This window comes from Roseovarius sp. S88, assembly GCF_037023735.1.
Lineage (GTDB): Bacteria > Pseudomonadota > Alphaproteobacteria > Rhodobacterales > Rhodobacteraceae > Roseovarius > Roseovarius phycicola.
In genome coordinates, this window is the sequence record NZ_CP146069.1 from 2044294 (window position 1) to 2064720 (window position 20427).

Consider the following 20427-nt stretch of genomic DNA (forward strand, 5'->3'; position numbering starts at 1 on the left):
CACCACTCACGGAACATCTCTATAATGCTACGTTCTGCGGCATCATGGAAGTAGGGGATTCCTTACCCTACGTTAAAAGAGCGTTAATTTAGCGAAATCATGTGTCTAAAACAAACATTTGATTTTGAAATGCCGCCTTCAGAACCGCCTGAGCCGTGGTTTCAACGCTCAGCGACTCACGTGCGAGGCGTAAATGTTTTTCAACCGTGGCTGGCGTCAATTCCATCAGAATTGCAATATCCTGGATGGTTTTGCCGTCACCGACCCAGCCCAGAACCTCTTTTTGCCGCTTGGTCAGAGTACGTCCAGGCGCGGTATAGGGCAGGGTGAGGATCCGCAAATGCACCAGGCTGTTGAGCAGGATGATATCTTCGCCATGCTCATCCCAGACGGCGTCGGCATCTTCCTGTGTCAGATCGGCGCGCACCGTGAGTGCCATTGCGCCCTTGGTCCGCGGCGAGACCGATTTGAAACTGATCGAGTATCCCGCAGTCACATTCATAGAGCGGTTAAAGGCGATGACTTTTCTTTCTTCTGCCGTGAGCGTCTGTGTGGTGAGCATGTCAGCCAAGACTGACCACGAACACGCACCTTCATTGTCTAAAGCCCAACGCACCATGGGACCGTGGAAATAGTGACCGTCCTTGATAAAGGTATCCAGGTAGTCTGTTTCATGATTGCTTAGCAGAACAAAGTCTTCAGGATCGCCAAGCGACGTCGCGGTACGATAGCGTGTATAGCCATAGATTAACCGATCGAACCCGTATTCCGCCATGCGCGAGGTATGCATATCCCACAGCTCTTCGATGCTAGGAGCGTTCAGTAAGGCATTGAGTTCGCTAGTTAAAATCATTTTTTTGATTTGAGGTGCTGCGCCATGGCTTCGAGGGCCAGAACATATCCATGCGCACCAAACCCGCAGATCACGCCAAGCGCCACCTTGGCAATGTAGGATGTGTGACGAAATTCTTCACGGGCATGGATGTTCGACAGATGCAACTCGATGGTTGGAATTTCGACGCTGGACACTGCATCCATCAGAGCGACAGATGTGTGCGTGTAGGCACCGGCATTCAGAATGATGCCATCCTGCGTGCCGCGCGCTGCATGGATCAGATCAACCATCGCACCTTCGACGTTGTTCTGCTCAAACGTGACCGACACGCCAATCGTCTTGGCGGTGTCGTGACACATGGCCTCAATATCGGCCAACGTCGTGCTGCCGTAGATCTCAGGCTGTCGCGTGCCAAGCAGGTTGAGGTTCGGACCATTGAGAACCAGAATGGAAGTCATTGAAGGCGCATCCTTTTTCATGAGGTTTAAACTGTGATGCAGAGGATTGTCGAGTGATAGACCTGTCTGAGGTGGATTATGCGATGAGATGTGTGGCAGGGCGCTACGGGCAATCCACATTGCGCAGATCAAGATTGCGCCTTAAACGATTGGTTTTAAAGCGTTAGGTAGTTTCGTTTGCATAGTTTATTATTAACATAATACTGATTATGCGTATTACTTATGAGCCGATATGACGCGTAGTTCAAAGGATTTCCAACTCAGCCGCTTTCAAACGTCACCACCCCATCACACACGGTCGCTATGGCCTGCGCGTCTGTGATGTTCTCTGGTGCCAGCTTTGTCAGGTCGTGGCTCATCACCGCGACATCCGCCATCATGCCAGCCTTGAGTTTGCCCTTGCGTTCTTCGTTGAGCTCCACCCAGGCATTGTCCCGCGTGTAGCTGGCAAGGGTGTCGGTCAGGCTTTGCGTTTCGTCGCGCCATCCCTCGCTCAGATCCACATGACGACAATCGGGATGACCGGCCAGTCGGTTGAGAACACCACGCGCGCGTCCCCTGCCCGGCCGCTTTGCTCACTCACCTATCTGCGTCTTCAACCTTGCGTTCTCCTCTCGCAACGCGGCCAATTCCTGTTGGAACGGTGCCAGGATGGGTTGCAGCTCTTCCATCGTGAGCCGCACAGGCAAATGCTGTGGGCAGTTCCAGTCAAAGCCTTCCACCTTAATGACCACGGCCCGTTCAGGTCGCGCCTTGTAGCTTTCATTATGTAGCTTGGCGATCAGGTTGGGATCATCCGACAGGTTGGCACGCCCGAGGATCTTGACCCGCGCGCTGTTGGGGTAATCCACAAGAATCATGGCAATCCGGTCATCTCCGCTCAGGTTGCCGGTGCTGATATACTGCCGGTTGCCGCGAAAATCGGCATAGGCCAGCGTCTGGTCATCCAGCACCTTGAGAAACCCGCGCGGCCCGCCGCGAAACTGCACATAAGGCCAGCCGGTTTCGCTGACTGTGGCCTGATAGAAGCCGTCGCGCATGGCGATAAACTCCGTCTCGCGCGGCCCAAGCCGGTTGTCCTGCGGGGCATCCGGCTCCAAAACCCGCTCGTACATGCGCGCGGAGCCCTGCTCTTGCTGCATTTTCTTCACGGTATCCGTGAATGCCAGTTCGGCGAAGGCTTTGGCCATTTTGCAATCCTCTATCTACTGATAGGTTGAGATATGGGATTGTACGCAGAAAACCCAAATCACGACGTGGCGACAAATATTACAGCCCGGCGAACTGAGCCTTTTGCTTGTCGTTCCATCTAACGGTCAGGGTATACCCATCTTCACCCTGCTCTTCCTCTTCCACCAAACCCTTCTCAAAAAGCCAAGCGCGCTGACGGCCAGCTTCAAAACCCAACTGCAAGGTCTCTTCCTGCGTTTTGCCCGCCAATGCCGCGACAATCGCATCCGAAAGCGCCTGCATCCCCTCGCCTGTCACAGCAGAGAGCAGTTGCACGTTCTCATGACGGGCCGCGCGGTTGTCGACAACCTGACGCGTGTCGGCATCGAGCAGGTCGATCTTGTTCCAGACCTCAATCTGAGGCGTGGTCTTCGCCACGCCCAGACTGTCAAGGATCTCGGTCACATCCCGCGCCTGCTCCTCGCTCTCAGGATGCGAGATATCACGCACGTGGCAAATGAGATCGGCGGCTGTGACTTCTTCCAGCGTGGCGCGAAAAGATGCAACCAGCTCGGTAGGCAAGTCACTGATAAATCCAACGGTATCGGACAGGATAACCTCCGGCCCGCCGCCCGGCAGGTTGATCTTGCGCATGGTGGGATCGAGCGTGGCAAAGAGCATGTCCTTGGCCATGACCTCAGCCCCGGTGAGATGGTTGAATAAGGTAGACTTCCCGGCGTTGGTGTAGCCCACAAGGGCCACAATCGGGAACGGCACCTTGGCGCGTGCCTCTCGGTGCAGGCTTCGGGTTTTGACGACCTTTTCGAGCTGGCGGCGCAGGCGCACAAGTTGTTCATCAATCGCCCGGCGGTCCGCCTCAATCTGCGTCTCACCAGGACCGCCAACAAAGCCTAGCCCGCCACGCTGCCTCTCAAGATGGGTCCAGGCGCGCACCAGCCGCGTGCGTTGATAGCTGAGTGCTGCCATTTCGACCTGGAGCACACCCTCACGGGTCGCAGCCCGGTCGCTGAAAATCTCAAGGATCAGCCCGGTGCGATCGAGCAACTTAACCCCCAACGCCTTTTCCAGGTTGCGTTGCTGCACTGGCGTCACCGGTCCGTCGATCAGGACCAGTTCAAGCTCTTCTGCTTCGGCAAGCGCCTTGAGCTCGGTGACTTTGCCCTTGCCAAAGAGCATCCCCGGATGCGGCCGTGTAAGGCGCACAACACTGCCGCCGCGCACGTCAATGCCCGGCAGAGCATGCGCCAGCGACACAGCTTCTTCCAGCGCACGCGACGGATCACGGCCCTTGTCTTGGTTCGGAATGTCAGGATGCAGCACCCAGGCTCGGGTGTCTGCGCCATCAGACGGCATCAAGTTTCGTCGTCACCATCATAAAGGTTCACGGGTTGAGATGGCATAATGGTGGACACAGCGTGTTTATACACAAGCTGCGACTGCCCATCTCGGCGCAGCAGAATGCAGAAATTGTCAAACCAGGTGATAACGCCCTGAAGCTTCACGCCGTTGATCAGGAAGACCGTGACCGGAATTTTGGTCTTTCTTACCTGGTTCAGGAATGCATCCTGTAAATTTTGTCGATCTGTCGCCATCGTTAAAAAAGCCTTTGTTATTGCGGACATCCTTGCTGGATGCCTCCTCTCCCTCGGGCGGAGTATGGAGTGGGTGGTTCTGAGTTTCCACCCCAAAAATCAATTCCTTGCCATGCGGCACCCATGCCGGATGTCAATCGCGCCACAATCCGGGGTTGAAAAGCGCGATGATGGCCAGGGTCTCCATACGCCCGACAACCATGGCGGCCGAGAAAACCAGTTTCGCGGCGGTACTCATTTCGATGAGTGCGATGGGCGTGTCCGCGGCGGCTTGTGTCAGTGGACCAGCCGTGGCCAGAGCGGCAATTGTCAGGACAAGCGCGCTCTCCAGATCCTGACCAAGCGCGGCCATGACCATGGTCACGATGGCGAGGCTCAGGGCAAAGAGCATAAAGAAAATCCATGCGATAAATGCCCCGCGCTTGCGAATACGGCGACTGAAAGAGCTGACCCGCCCAACTGAAGACGGATGAATGAGTCGCTCCATCTCGCGTTGACCATTGAGGTAGAGCGCATAGACGCGCAAGAGCTTCACCCCACCCGCCGTGGTCGCTACTCCACCACCCAAGATGGCCAAACCCAGCAGAACAAGGCCCGGCGTGCCAAGGCCCGACCAGTCTCTTGCCGTGGTCCATGACGCGCTTTCAAACCCAGTGGTCGACAAGAAAGACAGCACAGTGAACATGCCGCCCCAAAGGGCGTTGATTGCGTCGGAAAAGCTTTCGACTTCATCCACTTCAAATGCGGCAAGCCAGTGGCGCGAGAACAGCAAGAGCGGCACGCCAATGACCAAGGCCATACCGATCCGGAACTCAGGGTCTTTCAGAAGACTAGCGCGTGTGGTGTTCATCGTGTCAGTGGAAAAAGTCAGGCGCGACAGAGCAAAAAGCATGAAAAGAAAGATGACCGCTTCTCCGGCAAAGCCAGATGTCGCCTGGTCAACCCCACCTACGGACGAGATGCCACTGGTGGACATGGTCGACATGGCATGCACCGCTGCAGTCATTGGGGCATCCCCGCTGATGAGAAGCATCACCCAAAGCGCGCCGGTCAAACCCAGATAGATCGGCGCCAGCTCTTTGGTCACCTGCGCCAATCGACGGGCCGAGCTGGCGCGTTCAAACCGGGCCGTGCGCAGATCGCTCTGCCCTGGTTCACTCGACACGGTGATTTCAAATCCACCCAGATACATCGAGGCCAGCACGGCCGAGGCCGACACCCAGATCAGCAACCCGCCGAGCCAGCCCACAATCCCACGCCACAAATGCAGGCTATCAACAAGGCGTTCCGGACGGTCAAAGAGCGTGGCTCCTGTGGTCGTCAGGCTAGAAACCATTTCTACATAGGCGTTGAGAAAACTGGTGGTTTCCAATCCCTCATAAAACGGCAAGGCCAGAAACAGCGGCAGGATCGTGTAGGCCAGAAACAGCGAGGCAAGGTTTTCGATGTCCGAGTTATCGGGCCGTTTGCGCCCGGACATGGCCATGGCGACGGTCAGGACGAGCACCAGGCCAAGCACACTGGAATAAAAGAACGCCTGCGCCACCGAGTGATCTTCGATTACCAGTGCGTGCAGTGCCGGAATCAACATCGCCAGACAGGACAATCCCGTCAGAACTAGGATCAAAGGGTAACTGAGCAGGCGTGCTGTCATGACCGGTACGCGTCAGAAGAAGTCAATCGAGACCTGAAGCAGTTTCTCAACCTCTGCCACATCATCGGCCATGGCAAAGATCACCACCGAGTCGCCCGCCTCAATGCGCATACTGCCCTCAGGTTTGAGCGTTTCGCCATTGCGCAAAATGCCCCCTACGAGCACGCCTTCGGGAAAGTCGATGTCTCGAATGGCTGAGCCTGCTATGGTTGACGTCGACAGAACTTCGGCTTCAATTACTTCTGCCTCGGCATCGCCCACCGAATAAACGGCGCGCACGCGACCATGGCGGATATGGCGTAAAATCGAGCTCACGGTTGTGGCGCGCGGGTTGATGTAGGCGTCAATGCCCAAGGGCTCCATCATCGGAATAAGCGTCGGGTCGTTGATCAGAGCAATCGAATAGGGACAGCCCTCTGCCTTGGCGCGCACGGCGGCCAGCATGTTGGTCTTGTCGTCATCCGTAACCGCCAGAACCGCATCAGCACGGGTGATGCCAGCCTCTTCCAGTAGCTGCGCGTCAAGGCCATCTCCATTCAGCACAATCGTGCGTTCCAGCGCATCAGCCGCACGTTCGGCACATTTGCGTTCGCGCTCGATGACTTTGACGCGGGTGCTTTTACCTCGCTTTTCGAGGGTTTCTGCGACAGCCAAACCAATATTGCCACCGCCAATGATCACCAAACGCTCTTGTTTGCGCTGCGTCTTGCCAAAGATTTCCAATGTACGTGGGATATCCTCGACATGGGCAAAAACATACGCATCGTCACCGGCAAAAATCTGGTCGCCCGCCTCAGGCGCAAAAAGCCGCCCTTCCCTGCGGATGGCCAAAACCACGGCGCGCAGCGTCGAAAACAGGTCGGACAGCTGCCGCAAGGGCGTGTTGATGATCGGGCAATCCTCGCCCACGCGCAGGCCCACGAGTTGGGCCGAGCCGTCGAGGAAAGTCTCAGTGTCGAATGCCGCTGGCGCCGCCATGCGCTGCAATGCGGCCTCAGCCACTTCACGCTCGGGGCTGATCACCACGTCAATGGGCATATGATCCCGGCGATAGAGATCAGAATAAATCGCGTCGAGATAGGATTGAGAGCGCAGCCGCGCGATCTTGCGGTTGATCGAAAAAACCGAATGCGCCACCTGACATGTCACCATGTTGACCTCGTCAGAATAGGTCGCGGCAATGATCATGTCGGCGTCCCGCGCGCCTGCGCGGTCCAACACATCGGGATAACTGGCAAACCCGGTTATCCCTTGCACATCAAGGGTTTCCGTTGCGCGGTGCACCAGGTCGGGGTTGTTGTCAACGACGGTCACGTCGTTCTTTTCCCCCGAAAGATGCCGCGCAATCTGCCAGCCCACCTGGCCGGCACCGCAGATGATGACCTTCATGGCACATGCCTCACAGTCGCCCCGGACCCGTTGCATGACAGATGGGTGCAGACGGGTCAATTGCTTTGTCGTCCGCCTTTGTATGGGGTAGTTTGAAGGTATGAAACGGTGTCACAGTCTGCTTTTACTGGCATCTGCGGTTTTTCTCGCCGGATGCTTCCCCTTGAGCCTTTACTACAAGGAGGGCGTCGAGGTCACTCGCGTAGACAGCGATTTGACCCGTTGCGGGGTTTTTGCTCTCAGAGAGGTGCCAAAAGACATTCGCAGGCGTTATATTCCACCGGTTTATGACTATCGCCGGTATTGCAACAGCTCGGGCTATTGTACAGTTCAACGTGTCCTGATCCGGCCTGGCAGGTGGGAAAGTTATGACGCCAATGAGGGACTTCGATCCACGGTACAGGCGCAATGCATGGCAGACCGCGGCTACGAAAAGGTGCGTGTCAAAGCATGCAGCCCGTCTGTCATCGAACAGACAAAGATCACGTCGACACGCGTGTTGCCACCCCTCGCGGCAAATTCCTGCGCGATCCGCATCAAGGGCGGCAAGTATCAGATCGTGACGCCTTAGATCGGCTTAAGGCTCTGCAGGCTCAGGCTCTTCTTCAGTTTGCTTAGCCCCTTTGGCTCCTGTGACCACACCCAGCGACTTCAGTTTACGGTGCAACGCGCTGCGTTCCATCCCGACGAATTCCGCCGTGCGGCTGATATTGCCGCCAAAACGGCTGATTTGTGTCATAAGGTATTCACGCTCAAAGGCCTCACGCGCCTCGCGCAACGGTAAGGTGGCGATGGTACCTGACAAAACCACGCGCCCATCCTCCGCCGGACCTTCGCTTTCACCAGGGATTTCTCGCGCCTCAATGTCACCCGTGGCTTCACCAAGGATCAAAATGCGCTCCACTACGTTGCGCAGCTGGCGAATGTTGCCCGGCCAGCTCATGGTTTGCAAAAGCGCCGAGGCCTCGCTGCTTAACTCCCGAAGTGGCAGGCCCTGCTCGCGGCTCAGCGCTTCGATGAAGTAGGCCGCCAGGTCCGGCACATCCTCGCGCCGATCTTCCAGACTTGGCACGTCAATCGGCACCACATTGAGACGATGATAAAGCTCGCGGCGGAACCGGTCCGCCTCAATCTCGGCCTCAAGATTGCGGTTGGTTGAGGAAATCACCCGCAAATCCACCTGCACCTTGTCGCTGCCCCCAACCCTCAGGAATGTTTGATCCACCAGAACACGCAGGATTTTTGACTGAGTTCCCAATGGCATATCCGCCACTTCGTCAAAATAGATCACACCGCCATTGGCCTCTTCCAAAAGGCCAGGCGCTGTGCCCCCTTCTTCGCTTTCGCGTCCAAAAAGCACTTCCTCCATGCGGTCCGGTTCAATCGAAGCGCATCCCACGCAAACAAACGGCCCGTCGGCACGATTTGAATTGGCATGGATATAACGCGCAGCCAGTTCCTTTCCACTGCCCGCGGGACCTGTCAGCATCACGCGCCCATTGGACTTGGTCACCTTGTCGAGTTGGCTGATCAACGTCCGGAACGCGGGGCTCTCGCCCAGCATTTCGGCCGGTCCGCTGCTTTGCTGTTTGAGCGCAAGGTTCTCACGACGCAGACGGCTGGTTTCCATGCTACGCCGGATCACGACCATCAGCTGATCAATGTTGAAGGGCTTTTCAATGAAATCATACGCGCCTTGTTTGATCGCGGCGACGGCAATCTCGATATTGCCGTGCCCCGAGATGATCACCACCGGCACTTCCGGGTAGTCGCGCTTGATGCATTTCAGGATGTCGATTCCATCCATGTTGCTGTCTTTCAGCCAGATGTCGAGGATCATCAGCCCGGGTCGTTCTTCGGCCACGGCAGCCATGGCTTCGTCCGAATTTCCAGCCAATCGCGTGGTAAACCCTTCATCTTTCAGAATATCGGAGATGAGTTCGCGGATGTCGCGCTCGTCGTCCACAATCAGAATATCGCTCATATCAACCTCATACCGCTTGTTTTTCGTCTACTTGGGTTTCGGAATGCTCGGACAGGGGCAAATGGATAACTGCCATCGCCCCGATCCGCGCATCAGGTGTGAACGGCAGCGCATCCTCAAGGGTCAGCGTACCGCCGTGTTCTTCGATAATTTTCTTCACAATGGGCAGGCCCAGACCCGTGCCCTTTTCGCGCGTTGTCACATACGGCTCAAAGAGGCGCGAACGGTCTTCTGGCAAGCCGATGCCATTGTCGGCAATCCGAATGACCGCCGTGCCGCCCTCAATGGCACTCGACACACGGATCATCGCCGTGTGACCATCCTTACCTTCTTTTTCATAAAGGCTTTCAATGGCTTCTCCGGCGTTCTTGATCAGGTTTGTCAGTGCCTGATTGATCATTGTTGCGTCAATCTCGGCCCAGAGATCATCGTCATCGAAGTTCGTTTCGAAGGTCACATCAGGCTGACCGCTTTCCTGCAAAAGCACGGCTTCTCGCAGGAGCTTTGAAATGCTCTCTGTCTTGGTCTCCGGCTCGGGCATGCGGGCGAATTTGGAAAACTCGTCCACAATCCGGCGCAGATCATTGGTTTGCCGGATCACCACATCGGTCAGCTGCTCCAGATCACTGGCCTGATCCTCCTCAAGCACACGGGTGAATTTACGTTTGATGCGCTCGGCTGAGAGCTGAATAGGCGTCAGCGGGTTCTTGATCTCATGCGCGATCCGCCGCGCCACGTCACCCCAGGCGGCCATGCGCTGGGCTGTGACAAGGTCGGTCACATCATCAAAGGCGACCACATAGCCCTCGCGCCGCCCATCCTCGTTGCGTCGTGTGGACATGCGCACAAGAAGGTTCTCCATGCGCTTGCCACGGCTGACCTTGATTTCTTCCTGCACAAAGCCGGTATTTGAGGATTTCAGTTTTTCGAAAAGGTCAAAAAACTCAGGCACCGCCACGGATAGTGCAAGAGATTGCTGATCTTCTGTCCAGTCCAATAGCCGTTCTGCCGCGCGGTTTACAAAGGCCACGCGCCCTTTTGTATCAAGGCCCACAACCCCCGAAGAAACCGATCCCAGAACCGAGTCAAAAAGCCTGCGACGGCGCTCGATCTGTTCGGTGTTGGCCAGAAGTGTTTCGCGCTGTTGTTTGAGCTGGCGAGTCATCTGGTTGAAATAGGTCGACAGCTGACCAATCTCGTCGCTGCCCGCCTCTTCGCGGACTTGCACGTCCAGGTCACCCTCCCCAACGCGCTGCGCCGCGCCCGTGAGGCGGCCCACAGGGCGTGACAGACGTTCAGCGAACCACATGCCCAGCCACACAGCGGCCAGGATCAGGATAACCGCAAACCCGAGATACAACAGGCCAAACTCAAAGAGCACGCGATCCCGTTCATTTTCACGTTGCTGGTAGAATCGCGCGGTTTCCTTGGTGTCATCCAGTAGGCTCAGGATATCGCCATCCACATTGCGGCTGACATAGAGATAGCGGTCCGGAATGTCCTCCAGCGGCATGAGGGCGCGAAACTCGTTGTTGTCCCAATCCTGAATAACCAGAATACCATCTTCAATGGCCTGCTCGATCTGTTCTCGGTCGGGTTGTTCATAATCAAAAAGATACGACCGTTCGCCGCGCGCGCGAATTTCCCCCAGACCGTCAATGACAAAGGCCTCCCGCAACCCGCGCTGAATTTCGCGCTGTCCGCGCGACAGCACCTGCCGGATGTCGCCATCGTCAATGAACAAGGCCGCACGTTTCGTGGCCACGATGAGCGACGCCAGAGCACGCGCATCTGTCTCAAGGTCGCGGCGGTGCTCATCCTCGTAGGCTTGTGCTGCCGCAACTGAATTGTCGACCACGCCGCCCACACGATCCGAAAACCACGCTTCCAGCCCCATATTCACCGAAAGAGTGGCAAAAACGGCCACAGTGATCGTCGGCAAGAGCGCCATCAGCGCGAAGACACCCGTCAGGCGCAGATGAAGTTGCGAACCTGCGGACCGTCTGCGGCGCGCGGCGATCATTTGGGCCACCCGTTGCAGGACAAGTGCGGCAACCATGATCACATAGACAAGATCGGCCAGCAGAACGAGGCGCAGAATGTTGGAAGATGACCCCTGATCCAGTGGACCCATTACAAGATAGGTCACCAGCGCCAGTATAGGCCCCAAAACCACCAAACCAAAGGTCGCAACCGTGCGAACCTTTTGCAGCCGACGCAGTCGGCCGATGTGATCCCAAGACAATCTGCGTGTCTCTAATGCCACGCACAGCCCCCATCAGATTGTGGCGCTTAGTTACTGCTCGGCCACATATAGAATAAAACCGCGGGGTGCCCCCGATCGGCCACAGTGATGTTGCACTTTTACATCAACTTGCGGCGGCGTGTCACGTGAATATCGAGATCGGTGATTTTCTTACGCAATGTATTGCGGTTAATGCCAAGCAGATCGGCGCATTTGGCCTGATTTCCACCCGTCGCATCGAGGGCAATTTCAATCAGCGGCATTTCCATTTCGCGCAAGATTCGCCCGTAGAGACCGGGTGGCGGAAGCACATTGCCGTGCAGGTCGAAGTACCGCCGCAAGTGACGCCCAATGGATTCCGACAGGTTATCCCCTGCCCCACGCCCCATGATCGGAGCGGCCTCGGGCTGGTTGCCGAGCACGGTTTCCACCTCACTGCGGCTGATCTCATCCGCGCGAGCCGTCAGCCCGAGACGCTGCACCGCATTCTCCAACTGCCGCACATTGCCCGGCCAGCTATAGGCGCGCATCAGTTCCATCGCGTCTTCCGAGAGTTTCCGCGCCGGTTGGCCATCACGTTCAGCACGCGTCAGGAAATGCATCGCCAGAAGCGGTATGTCATCCACACGGGCGCGCAGGCTGGGCACCTCGACCACAGCACCGCTCAGGCGGTAATACAGATCTTCCCGCAGCGCACCGGCCTCAAGACGATCCGCAAGGCGCCCCAAACTCGTGGCCATGAATCGTGGCAGATGATCCCCCGGCGCGTCCATCATGCGCACAACACGCGCCTGGGCATCCATGTCCAGATCACCCACACCATCCAGCACAATTGTGCCGCCCTTGGCGCGGGCCATCACCCGGCTGGGCCCTTCCAGATCGGCCAGATCAGAGGGCATGACGGTCACAAAGGGCAAGGTGCGCCGATCCGAGAAGTCATGGATCGCCCGAGCAATAAGTGTCTTGCCCGTACCGGATTCCCCTGTAATCAACACCGGAAGCTCCGTGTTCATCAACCGAGCCACAACCCGGTAGAGCCCCTGCATCGCCGCTGTACGGCCCACCAGAGGCAAGTCATCGGGCCGGTCATCCCCCGGCCCATCGCCGCGCACGCGGGTTCCATTGGCCTCCAGCGCCCGTGCCGTGCGCTTCATCAGGTCCGGCAAATCGAAAGGTTTGGGCAGATAATCAAACGCCGCCGCCTCTTCGGCCTGAATGGCGGTCATGATGGTGTTTTGCGCCGAGATTACAATCACCGGCAGGCCCGGACGGTCCTGTGCGATCTTCGGCAGCATCTCAAGCCCATTGCCGTCCGGCATCATCACGTCGGTGATCACCGCATCGCCCTTGCCTTCATCCACCCATCGCATCAGCGTGGTCAGCGACGACGTGGCATGCACGCGGCATCCCGCGCGTGTGAGGGCTTGGGTCAAGACGGTGCGGATCGTGCGGTCATCATCTGCGACCAGGACAGTGCCATCCATCAGGTATCCTCCGTTTGGGGTTCTGCTCGTGGCAGAGAAATGCGAAATACAGTGCGCCCGGGCACCGAGCTGACTGAGATCCACCCGTCGTGATCGGAAATGATCTTGGCCGCCAACGCGAGGCCAAGCCCGGTGCCATTTTCACGGCCCGATACGAAGGGTTCAAAGAGATCGTTGCAGATGTCCGGCGGAAGGCCGGGTCCATCGTCGATCACCTCAATCTGCAGCGGCAGAGACTTTCCACTGCCCCCGCCACGCCGGACGCGCAGGGACTGTTCATAGTAGCTGTGCAAGGTGATGGTGCCGCCCGCCTGACCCGCCGCTTCCGTGGCGTTCTTGAGAAGGTTCTGGATCACCTGCAACAATTGATCGGAATCCCCCTGCGCCATGGGCAACGAGGGGTCGTAATCTTCCAGAATGGTCATGTTGGCGGCAAAACCCACCAGAGCAGAGCGGCGCGCGCGGTCCAGCACATCATGCAGATTAACTGGTCCAAGCTGCGGCGCGCTGACATTACCGAATTGTTCCACCTGCTCCAGCAGCGCCACGATGCGGCGGGCTTCGCTGACGATGAGGTCGGTCAGTTCCAGATCTTCCTGGCTGAGGTTCATCGACAAAAGCTGCGCCGCACCGGTGATGCCAGCCAGCGGGTTCTTGATTTCATGCGCAAGCATTTCGGCCATGCCGATGGCGGATTTGGCAGCGGATTTGACCGATTGGCTCTGCGTTACCCGGCCTGCCAGCTCACGGGGCGAAATCAGCAGGATCATCTCGCTCGTATCCGACGCCAGAGGTGCGATTTGCAGATTGCATTGAAGCGGCGCGCGATCCCCCGTGCCGACATCAACATCATTGACAAAGAGCGGTGCATTCTTGGCTCTTGCGCGTTCCAGCGCCTCCTCGATGGGGGCGTCCACGGCCAACCTGTCCCACACGGGCTGGCCCTTGATGGCCTTCGACGAGGTCATCAGAAACCCCTCGGCGGCTGGGTTGATATCGACGATGCGGTCTGTCTCATCAAGGATGAGCGCAGGCACCGGCAAAGCGGCCCAGATACGACTATCAACCTCGGTCATGCCGCCACCATTCGATCAGCAGACAGCGCCTCGGGCAACAGGGCGATCACCTCTTCCGGCGCACGGCTGGTCAGGATTTGGCGGCGCACCGCTTGGCTGGTGCCCGCATAGTCCATGTACCACCCAAGATGTTTGCGCGCGACGCGCACGCCCAGTGTCGTGCCATAAAACGCCAGCATGTCTTCGTAATGGGACCGGACAAGATCAATGAACGCTGCACCCTTGGGGATGTTTGGGGCTTGTGTGCCAAAAAGATCTGCCGCGATCTGCGCCAAAAGCCAGGGGCGCCCTTGCGCGCCACGGCCAATCATCACGCCATCCGCGCCGGACTGCTCAAGGGCCGTACGCGCGGTTGCACTGCCGACAATATCGCCATTGGCCACAACCGGGATGTTCACGGCGTCTTTCACCACCCGAATAGCCGCCCAGTTTGCCGCGCCTTTGTAGAACTGACATCGGGTGCGGCCATGAATGGTGATCATCTGAATACCTGCCGCTTCTGCGCGTTGGGCAAGCTGAGCTGCGTTGAGAAGCGCATCATCCCAGCCCAGCCTGGTTTTGAGCGTCACAGGCACCTCCACCGCCGCAACAACGGCCTCGATGAGCGACAGCGCCAGATCAAGGTCTTTCAGCAACGCCGACCCGCAAGCCCCCGCGCCGCTGGCGCTTGTCACTTTTTTAGCAGGACACCCCATGTTGATGTCGATGATCTGCGCGCCGTTGTCCTGCACCAGCCTGGCCGCCTCGGAAATCCAATACGGATCGCGCCCGGCCAGCTGCACGGCGGTGTTGGCCCGGTCAAACCCAAGCTCCGCCTTTTCCCGCACGCCCGGTTTGGCCTGCACCATCTCTTGACTTGCGATCATTTCACTGACCACCAGTCCGGCACCAAAGGACGACACCAGATTGCGAAATGGCAGATCAGTGATCCCGGCCAGCGGAGCCAGCAAAACAGGCGGAGTCAGAGTTGTATCATTGAGACGCAGCATATGTGCCTAAACCTTGTTCACAGGCCGAAACCCTAGGGGGTGGTCAGTTGAGTATCAACGAGCACGCGCCCAAATAATTAGCGCAAAATTGATATTGCCTAAAAAATAAGCAAATCTGCCGAAACGGGACACATTGCCCAGGGTGTGCTGTAGGCGGACAGAGGTGCCTATCTGCGCGGTCTTGCTATTGCGCCAAGGTTTCTTGCGGCGTAATCAACCTTCATGACGATTGCAGCGATCATTGTTGCCGCTGGGCGCGGCGCGCGAGCTGGTGGGGACAGCCCCAAACAATGGCAGATTCTGGCAGGCCGCCGGGTGATTGACTGGACGTTGGACGCTTTCGCGAAAGTGGACGAGATATCGCGCATTCAGATGGTGCTGCATCCCAAGGACATGGATCAGGTTGAAAGCAGCGCAAAACTCAATCTGGTTGCCGGGGGCAAAACGCGCGCCGGGTCGGTTCTGAATGGCCTGGAAAGCCTTGTGGATAGCGACGTGAAACACGTGCTTATCCATGATGCCGCGCGATGTTGCATCACGCCTGAATTGATCCGGTCGGTCATCGCTGCGCTGGACAATCCCGATGGCGCCGGAGCCGCCCTCGCCCTGCCGGTCACGGACGCGCTTTGGCAGGGGGACGCAGACCTTGTCGACGGGGCCAGGTCGCGCGAAGGTCTCTATCGCGCGCAGACACCCCAAGCCTTTCCTTTTGAGCCAATCCTTGCGGCCCATCGCGCCGCAGATACCGGAGCCGCCGATGACGTCGAAGTGGCACGCGCGGCAGGCATCAATGTCAGGATCGTGCCCGGCGCGGAAACCAACCTGAAGATCACGACACCAGATGATTTCGCCCGCGCGGAACAAATTTTGCGAGGACCAACCGTGCAAACGCCCTTGGATATCCGAACCGGCACCGGCTTTGACGTACATCGCTTTGGTCCCGGTGATCACGTGATGCTCTGCGGCGTCGATATCCCGCATGATCGCGGGTTGCAGGGGCATTCCGATGCAGATGTGGCACTGCATACGGTGACAGATGCGCTCTACGGCGCTCTGGCCGAAGGCGATATCGGGCGGCATTTTCCGCCCTCTGATCCGCAATGGAAAGGCGCTGAAAGCCATATTTTCCTGCGTCATGCGGTCGATCTGGCAGCGGAAAAAGGCTTTCGCATCACCAATGTCGATCTGACGCTGATTTGCGAGCAGCCCAAAATTGGCCCCCAAGCCCCAGCCATGATCACGCGGCTTGCCGAAATCATGGAACTTGATGTAGGCCGAGTGTCAGTCAAGGCCACGACCTCTGAACGGCTTGGCTTCACCGGGCGCGAAGAAGGCATTGCCGCACAGGCCGTTGTCACCGTGATGTCGCCATGAGGTGGAGCCATCTGATTGCGACGGCTTTTTGCGTCGGGCATCTGCGCCCGGCCTCGGGCACCTGGGGGTCTTTTGCGGCTTTACCTGGCGGTTGGCTTCTTCATGTTCTGGGTGGGCCGGTGCTGTTGGTGGCGGCAACCCTTCTTGCATTTGCTTTAGGATGGTGGGCCACCGCATTGGAAACAAAAGGAAAAGAGGATCACGACCCGTCCGAGATCGTGATTGACGAAGTGGTCGGGCAATGGATTGCTATACTGCCCTTGTCCATCGGCGCGACACATGCAGGTGCTGCGATCACAGCACTTTGGCCGGGCTGGATCGCCGCATTCATTCTCTTCCGGTTTTTTGACATCACCAAGCTTGGCCCCATTGGCTGGGCTGACCGTCGCAACGACGCGCTTGGGGTGATGCTGGATGATGTGATTGCCGGGGTGTTCGCGGCCATTGGTGTGCTCGCCCTGGCGTGGGCGACGCATGGAGGGGCGTCATGAGTCTGGCCGAACAGGTGCTCGACGCAGCACGCGCGCAAGGCATCATGATCGCCACCGCGGAATCCTGCACCGGCGGCATGGTTGCGGCGGCGCTGACAGATATAGCTGGATCGTCAGATGTGCTTGAACGTGGCTTTGTAACTTATTCAAACCAAGCGAAAATTGATATGTTGGGCGTTTCGCTCGGCACGTTAGAAGCGCATGGTGCCGTGTCAGAGCCCGTGGCTATCGAAATGTCCGAAGGCGCAGTAAAAAACGCGGCTGCGGACCTGGCTGTGTCCATCACCGGCATTGCGGGGCCCGGCGGCTCTGAGCACAAACCAGAAGGCCGCGTGTGCTTTGCCGTTGCGATGTCTGGCCGGGCGACACATGTCGAAACAGTCGAGTTCGGTGCGCAGGGCCGTGCCAAAGTACGTGCGGCAGCGCGAGACCACGCTCTGAGGCTGCTGTACCAGGCGCTGTCCTAACTAAGCGCAAATTTAAGGCGCATCCTTCATTTAGCGCTCAAAAAACAGGCAATTCATAAATTGCCCAGTTTCACAGCGGTCAATGAACCGCCTGCCACTTTTTTCCGCACACGCAATGCGCTTCAAGCCCCTCCAACACCAAGAATCCCAGGAAGGATGAAGACTATGAACGGAGCGGACACAGCGTGGATCATCGTGGCCACGGCCCTTGTGCTCTTTATGACATTGCCCGGGCTGGCGCTGTTTTACGGTGGGCTGGTGCGGGCGCGCAATGTGCTGAGCGTGTTTATGCAATGCTATGCGATTGCCTGTTTGATGAGCATCGTCTGGTTCATCGCCGGGTATTCCATCGCCTTTGGCGACGGCAATGCCTATTGGGGTGGCTTGGGTAAGATGTTTCTCAGCGGCGTGACCGCTGACACGCTATCGGGCACCTTGCCCGAGGTGCTGTTCTTTGCTTTTCAGATGACCTTCGCCATCATTACGCCTGCGCTGATCGTTGGTGCGTATGTTGAACGGATCGGCTTTGGTTTTGTCCTGCTCTTCTCGGCCTTGTGGCTCCTGATCTGCTACGCCCCTGTCGCGCATTGGATCTGGGGTGGCGGGATGCTCTCGGATGGCGGCATCTTTGGCGAGACCGGTGTCAAGGATTTCGCAGGTGGCATTGTCGTGCATGAAACCGCTGGTTTGGCCGCTCTGGTGCTGGCGGTGGTGCTCGGACCACGCAAGAACCGCACAACCCCGCCGCACAATCCCGGCATGGTTATGGTCGGCGCGGCAATGCTTTGGGTTGGCTGGTTCGGCTTTAATGGCGGAAGCCAGCTGGCGGCCGACGGTGGCGCGGCTATGGCCCTGACAGTCACACATATCTCGGCGGCAGCGGCGTCTCTCACATGGGTGTTGTGGGAGCGCATCAAGTTTGGCAAATCCTCCCTCGTGGGCATGGTCACAGGCACCATTGCCGGTCTGGCGTCCATCACACCCGCCTCGGGCTTTGTTGGCCCTGTGGAGGCCCTGATCATTGGTGGTGTCGCAGGTATCCTGTGTCAGGAAGCCGTGACCCTCATTCGGGAAAAGCTGAACATCGACGACACGCTGGATGTGTTTGCCGTGCACGGCGTGGGTGGTATCTTTGGCACGATCATGATTGCAGGTTTCGGTGCAGGCTCCTGGGCGGCACAGCTAGGTAGCCTGGCGATTGTGGGGCTGTTCACCATTGTGGTGACATTCGTGCTGATCAAGGTTGTGGGTTTGGTCACGCCGCTGCGGGTGGATGAAGAGACCGAAACCAATGGCCTGGACCTCTCAGTCCACGGCGAGCGCGCCTATGATCTGACAAGCTAGCATTCAGGCTGGATCAACAAGCGCCGCTGCGAAGTCTCGTGGCGGCGCTTTTGTGTCGATGAGGTCCCAAAGTGCTTCGGCACGGCTCGCCCCCAACAATGACGTCGCTTTGGTCTTGATCCGATTGGTGCGCGCTTCAAGCGGCACAGGTGTATCGAGGTCGTGGGACAGTGTGACGACATCGCCAGTTCTCAGTGTGACATCAACACGTGCCTGCATTTCTGACAGAGCGTTGTCCTCCACAACCTCAACCTTTTGGCGCATAGCGATGACAGCCGGATCCTGGGTCAAGGCATCGGTGAAGCTGTCCAGCCGGGCTGTGTCATACCCCAAGAGGCGCATCGCAACGACCTGCGCATAGCTGAACTTGGCCTTCAGGCCGGTGGTTGGCTGAGCGATGTTGCACACGGTCATCCAGCGCGGATGAGTGCTGATCTGCACCTTGGCGATAGCATCGGGCGGCGCATCGCACTCTGCCAAAGCTTCCAGCGTGGCGTGCAATCCATGGCAGCAGGCATGAAACTTGTGCTGGACTGTGGGAAAGAGCCACTCTTGTCCCAGCCCATTGAGCGCGGTCAGGTCCCCTGCCCCGTGATGCGTTGGACCAAAGCCTTGAGCCGCTTCCAGCGCGGAAGGGTTGGAGACAAAGCCCTTTGCCGTCAAAACTGCGGCTTCGACGCCGTTGGACGCGGCCAGACCTGCGTTGAAGGGCTTGCCCATCGTCCCGAATTGCGACTTCAGACCAGAAGTACGCGTGGCCACAAGGCCAAGCGCAGACCGCATCTGAGCTGCATCCAGCCCCAGCAACCGACCGGCACCCAGGGTTGCCCCAAAGGCCCCTGCCGTTGCAGTCTGGTGAAAACCCGTCTGGTAGTGACCTCGCCCCAGCCAAACACCCACTCGGATCGAGGCTTCAACACCGACCAGTGCGGCTTGCTGCACATCGTCCCCGCTGGCACCAACACGCTCTGCAGTGGCCAAAGCCGCCGGAACCACAGCCACCGAAGGATGCCCGATATGGGCAAAATGCGTATCGTCATAATCCAGCGCGTGACTGATCGTGCCGTTCACCATCGCCGCCATGCGCGCAGGTACGCGAAGCGCCGTACCAACCAGTCCCGCCTCTGGTGCACCGCCCTCCTCCTGTGCTTGATCACGCAGGATTTGCGCCACCGGTTCGTTCTGCCCGGCGATGGCCACTGCGGCCCAATCAAGCATTGAAAGCCGCATAATCTCCAAAGCGTCATCATCAAAACGCGTGCTGATCGCAAAGTCCGACAGGGTTTCAGACAGCTCAGCCATTGCCATAGAGTTCATCCGCGCGCGCCTCAAAAGCCCGGACGATCCGCTTCATCGCCTCAAAGAAAAAGAGCTCTGCGGCGGACTGCAAAAGCTTGTTGCGAAAGGCGAAATCCACATCGAATTTGACCTCGCAGCCACCTTCGTCCAGATCCCTGAAGGCCCAGTTCGACAGCATATGCTGAAACGGCCCATCGAGGTATTCGGTGGCAATATGGTGCTGTGCTTTGTTCAGCGCCACTCGGCTTCCAAATCGCTCGCGGAACACCTTAAAGCTGATCACCAGATCGGCTTCCATCACGTCGGTGCCATCCTCCTGCGGCGTGACTTTTCGCACCCGAGCCGCGGCCGTCCACGGTAGAAACTTTGGATAGGACTCGACATCAGCCACAAGCGTATACATTTGCTCAGCGCTGTAGGACAAATGGCGGGTCTCGGCGTGGGATGGCATTCGGCTTGGTGAGTTCGTCAGTGTCTATGCAGTACACAGCTGTGTCTGCGACCGGGCTCGAAAAAGCAAGTCAAACCGAAGCCGACGCGCGCATTTGTCATGGG

The 20427-nt window shown here is 57.9% G+C and carries 20 protein-coding genes; 5 read left to right on the forward strand and 15 right to left on the reverse strand.

Going from position 1 to position 20427, the window contains the following annotated elements:
• Nucleotides 1-97 precede the first annotated feature (97 nt).
• The 8 genes from RZ517_RS10360 to trkA all read right to left on the reverse strand — a co-directional run bounded on the left by RZ517_RS10360 (nucleotide 98) and on the right by trkA (nucleotide 7119).
• On the reverse strand, nucleotides 98-853 hold the full coding sequence (locus RZ517_RS10360) for a helix-turn-helix transcriptional regulator (RefSeq protein ID WP_338548156.1): 756 nt from the start codon (nucleotides 851-853) through the stop codon (nucleotides 98-100).
• Nucleotides 850-1293 (reverse strand): type II 3-dehydroquinate dehydratase, encoded by a 444-nt coding sequence (gene aroQ, locus RZ517_RS10365; RefSeq protein WP_338548158.1) that lies wholly within the window; start codon nucleotides 1291-1293, stop codon nucleotides 850-852. The genes RZ517_RS10360 and aroQ overlap by 4 nt, the downstream gene beginning before the upstream one ends.
• A 260-nt stretch (nucleotides 1294-1553) precedes the next feature.
• Nucleotides 1554-1796, reverse strand: coding sequence for an amidohydrolase family protein (locus RZ517_RS10370; RefSeq protein WP_338548159.1), 243 nt, complete (start codon nucleotides 1794-1796; stop codon nucleotides 1554-1556).
• A 72-nt stretch (nucleotides 1797-1868) separates the two neighbouring features.
• Complete coding sequence (locus tag RZ517_RS10375) at nucleotides 1869-2483, reverse strand: pyridoxamine 5'-phosphate oxidase family protein (RefSeq protein ID WP_338548161.1); 615 nt, start codon at nucleotides 2481-2483, stop codon at nucleotides 1869-1871.
• Nucleotides 2484-2562: 79 nt separating this feature from the next.
• Nucleotides 2563-3837, reverse strand: coding sequence for a GTPase HflX (hflX, locus tag RZ517_RS10380; protein ID WP_338548163.1), 1275 nt, complete (start codon nucleotides 3835-3837; stop codon nucleotides 2563-2565).
• Nucleotides 3837-4076: an RNA chaperone Hfq gene (gene hfq / locus RZ517_RS10385; protein WP_317057809.1), complete on the reverse strand. Its 240-nt coding sequence runs from the start codon at nucleotides 4074-4076 to the stop codon at nucleotides 3837-3839. The genes hflX and hfq overlap by 1 nt, the downstream gene beginning before the upstream one ends.
• A 133-nt stretch (nucleotides 4077-4209) precedes the next feature.
• Nucleotides 4210-5730 (reverse strand): TrkH family potassium uptake protein, encoded by a 1521-nt coding sequence (locus tag RZ517_RS10390; protein WP_338548164.1) that lies wholly within the window; start codon nucleotides 5728-5730, stop codon nucleotides 4210-4212.
• A 12-nt stretch (nucleotides 5731-5742) separates the two neighbouring features.
• On the reverse strand, nucleotides 5743-7119 hold the full coding sequence (trkA, locus tag RZ517_RS10395) for a Trk system potassium transporter TrkA (RefSeq protein ID WP_338548165.1): 1377 nt from the start codon (nucleotides 7117-7119) through the stop codon (nucleotides 5743-5745).
• A gap of 163 nt (nucleotides 7120-7282) precedes the next feature.
• Between trkA and RZ517_RS10400 the strand changes: the two genes are divergently transcribed.
• The gene (locus RZ517_RS10400) at nucleotides 7283-7690 is read left to right on the forward strand and encodes a hypothetical protein (RefSeq protein ID WP_338548167.1); all 408 of its coding nucleotides are present in this window, start codon (nucleotides 7283-7285) and stop codon (nucleotides 7688-7690) included.
• Nucleotides 7691-7696: 6 nt separating this feature from the next.
• Here RZ517_RS10400 and RZ517_RS10405 read toward each other — a convergent pair whose 3' ends face one another.
• From RZ517_RS10405 to dusB, 5 genes are all read right to left on the reverse strand, one after another.
• Nucleotides 7697-9103 carry a sigma-54-dependent transcriptional regulator gene (locus RZ517_RS10405; protein ID WP_338548168.1) on the reverse strand — a complete coding sequence of 469 codons (1407 nt, stop codon included), beginning with the start codon at nucleotides 9101-9103 and terminating at the stop codon, nucleotides 7697-7699.
• Nucleotides 9104-9110: 7 nt separating this feature from the next.
• Complete coding sequence (locus RZ517_RS10410; RefSeq protein ID WP_338548169.1) at nucleotides 9111-11369, reverse strand: sensor histidine kinase NtrY-like; 2259 nt, start codon at nucleotides 11367-11369, stop codon at nucleotides 9111-9113.
• A 98-nt stretch (nucleotides 11370-11467) separates the two neighbouring features.
• Nucleotides 11468-12832 (reverse strand): response regulator, encoded by a 1365-nt coding sequence (locus tag RZ517_RS10415; protein ID WP_317054548.1) that lies wholly within the window; start codon nucleotides 12830-12832, stop codon nucleotides 11468-11470.
• Nucleotides 12832-13908 (reverse strand): two-component system sensor histidine kinase NtrB, encoded by a 1077-nt coding sequence (locus RZ517_RS10420; RefSeq protein WP_338548172.1) that lies wholly within the window; start codon nucleotides 13906-13908, stop codon nucleotides 12832-12834. Before RZ517_RS10420 ends, RZ517_RS10415 begins: the two co-directional genes overlap by 1 nt.
• The gene (gene dusB / locus RZ517_RS10425; protein WP_338548174.1) at nucleotides 13905-14897 is read right to left on the reverse strand and encodes a tRNA dihydrouridine synthase DusB; all 993 of its coding nucleotides are present in this window, start codon (nucleotides 14895-14897) and stop codon (nucleotides 13905-13907) included. Before dusB ends, RZ517_RS10420 begins: the two co-directional genes overlap by 4 nt.
• A 222-nt stretch (nucleotides 14898-15119) precedes the next feature.
• On the opposite strand from dusB, the gene RZ517_RS10430 reads away from it, so the two are divergent.
• The 4 genes from RZ517_RS10430 to RZ517_RS10445 all read left to right on the forward strand — a co-directional run bounded on the left by RZ517_RS10430 (nucleotide 15120) and on the right by RZ517_RS10445 (nucleotide 18573).
• Nucleotides 15120-16271: a bifunctional 2-C-methyl-D-erythritol 4-phosphate cytidylyltransferase/2-C-methyl-D-erythritol 2,4-cyclodiphosphate synthase gene (locus RZ517_RS10430; protein WP_338548175.1), complete on the forward strand. Its 1152-nt coding sequence runs from the start codon at nucleotides 15120-15122 to the stop codon at nucleotides 16269-16271.
• A complete protein-coding gene (locus RZ517_RS10435; protein WP_338548176.1) occupies nucleotides 16268-16762 on the forward strand; it encodes a phosphatidylglycerophosphatase A family protein in 495 nt (164 codons plus the stop codon). Before RZ517_RS10430 ends, RZ517_RS10435 begins: the two co-directional genes overlap by 4 nt.
• On the forward strand, nucleotides 16759-17229 hold the full coding sequence (locus RZ517_RS10440; protein WP_338548178.1) for a CinA family protein: 471 nt from the start codon (nucleotides 16759-16761) through the stop codon (nucleotides 17227-17229). The genes RZ517_RS10435 and RZ517_RS10440 overlap by 4 nt, the downstream gene beginning before the upstream one ends.
• Before the next feature lie 165 nt (nucleotides 17230-17394).
• Nucleotides 17395-18573 carry an ammonium transporter gene (locus tag RZ517_RS10445; protein ID WP_338548180.1) on the forward strand — a complete coding sequence of 393 codons (1179 nt, stop codon included), beginning with the start codon at nucleotides 17395-17397 and terminating at the stop codon, nucleotides 18571-18573.
• Nucleotides 18574-18576: 3 nt separating this feature from the next.
• Here RZ517_RS10445 and RZ517_RS10450 read toward each other — a convergent pair whose 3' ends face one another.
• Both RZ517_RS10450 and RZ517_RS10455 read right to left on the reverse strand, forming a co-directional pair.
• Entirely contained in the window at nucleotides 18577-19890 is a 1314-nt protein-coding gene (locus RZ517_RS10450; RefSeq protein WP_338548182.1) for an MmgE/PrpD family protein, read from the reverse strand.
• Complete coding sequence (locus RZ517_RS10455) at nucleotides 19868-20323, reverse strand: type II toxin-antitoxin system RatA family toxin (RefSeq protein ID WP_338548184.1); 456 nt, start codon at nucleotides 20321-20323, stop codon at nucleotides 19868-19870. Before RZ517_RS10455 ends, RZ517_RS10450 begins: the two co-directional genes overlap by 23 nt.
• Between the last annotated feature and the right edge of the window lie 104 nt (nucleotides 20324-20427).

Bases quoted from the DNA above. Each gene is read 5' to 3' on its own strand.
- RZ517_RS10360 (WP_338548156.1), bottom strand. From the start codon at position 853: ATGATTTTAACTAGCGAACTCAATGCCTTACTGAACGCTCCTAGCATC.
- aroQ (WP_338548158.1), bottom strand. From the start codon at position 1,293: ATGACTTCCATTCTGGTTCTCAATGGTCCGAACCTCAACCTGCTTGGC.
- RZ517_RS10375 (WP_338548161.1), bottom strand. From the start codon at position 2,483: ATGGCCAAAGCCTTCGCCGAACTGGCATTCACGGATACCGTGAAGAAA.
- hflX (WP_338548163.1), bottom strand. From the start codon at position 3,837: ATGCCGTCTGATGGCGCAGACACCCGAGCCTGGGTGCTGCATCCTGAC.
- hfq (WP_317057809.1), bottom strand. From the start codon at position 4,076: ATGGCGACAGATCGACAAAATTTACAGGATGCATTCCTGAACCAGGTA.
- RZ517_RS10390 (WP_338548164.1), bottom strand. From the start codon at position 5,730: ATGACAGCACGCCTGCTCAGTTACCCTTTGATCCTAGTTCTGACGGGA.
- trkA (WP_338548165.1), bottom strand. From the start codon at position 7,119: ATGAAGGTCATCATCTGCGGTGCCGGCCAGGTGGGCTGGCAGATTGCG.
- RZ517_RS10405 (WP_338548168.1), bottom strand. From the start codon at position 9,103: ATGAGCGATATTCTGATTGTGGACGACGAGCGCGACATCCGCGAACTC.
- RZ517_RS10415 (WP_317054548.1), bottom strand. From the start codon at position 12,832: ATGGATGGCACTGTCCTGGTCGCAGATGATGACCGCACGATCCGCACC.
- RZ517_RS10420 (WP_338548172.1), bottom strand. From the start codon at position 13,908: ATGACCGAGGTTGATAGTCGTATCTGGGCCGCTTTGCCGGTGCCTGCG.
- dusB (WP_338548174.1), bottom strand. From the start codon at position 14,897: ATGCTGCGTCTCAATGATACAACTCTGACTCCGCCTGTTTTGCTGGCT.
- RZ517_RS10430 (WP_338548175.1), top strand. From the start codon at position 15,120: ATGACGATTGCAGCGATCATTGTTGCCGCTGGGCGCGGCGCGCGAGCT.
- RZ517_RS10435 (WP_338548176.1), top strand. From the start codon at position 16,268: ATGAGGTGGAGCCATCTGATTGCGACGGCTTTTTGCGTCGGGCATCTG.
- RZ517_RS10440 (WP_338548178.1), top strand. From the start codon at position 16,759: ATGAGTCTGGCCGAACAGGTGCTCGACGCAGCACGCGCGCAAGGCATC.
- RZ517_RS10445 (WP_338548180.1), top strand. From the start codon at position 17,395: ATGAACGGAGCGGACACAGCGTGGATCATCGTGGCCACGGCCCTTGTG.
- RZ517_RS10450 (WP_338548182.1), bottom strand. From the start codon at position 19,890: ATGAACTCTATGGCAATGGCTGAGCTGTCTGAAACCCTGTCGGACTTT.
- RZ517_RS10455 (WP_338548184.1), bottom strand. From the start codon at position 20,323: ATGCCATCCCACGCCGAGACCCGCCATTTGTCCTACAGCGCTGAGCAA.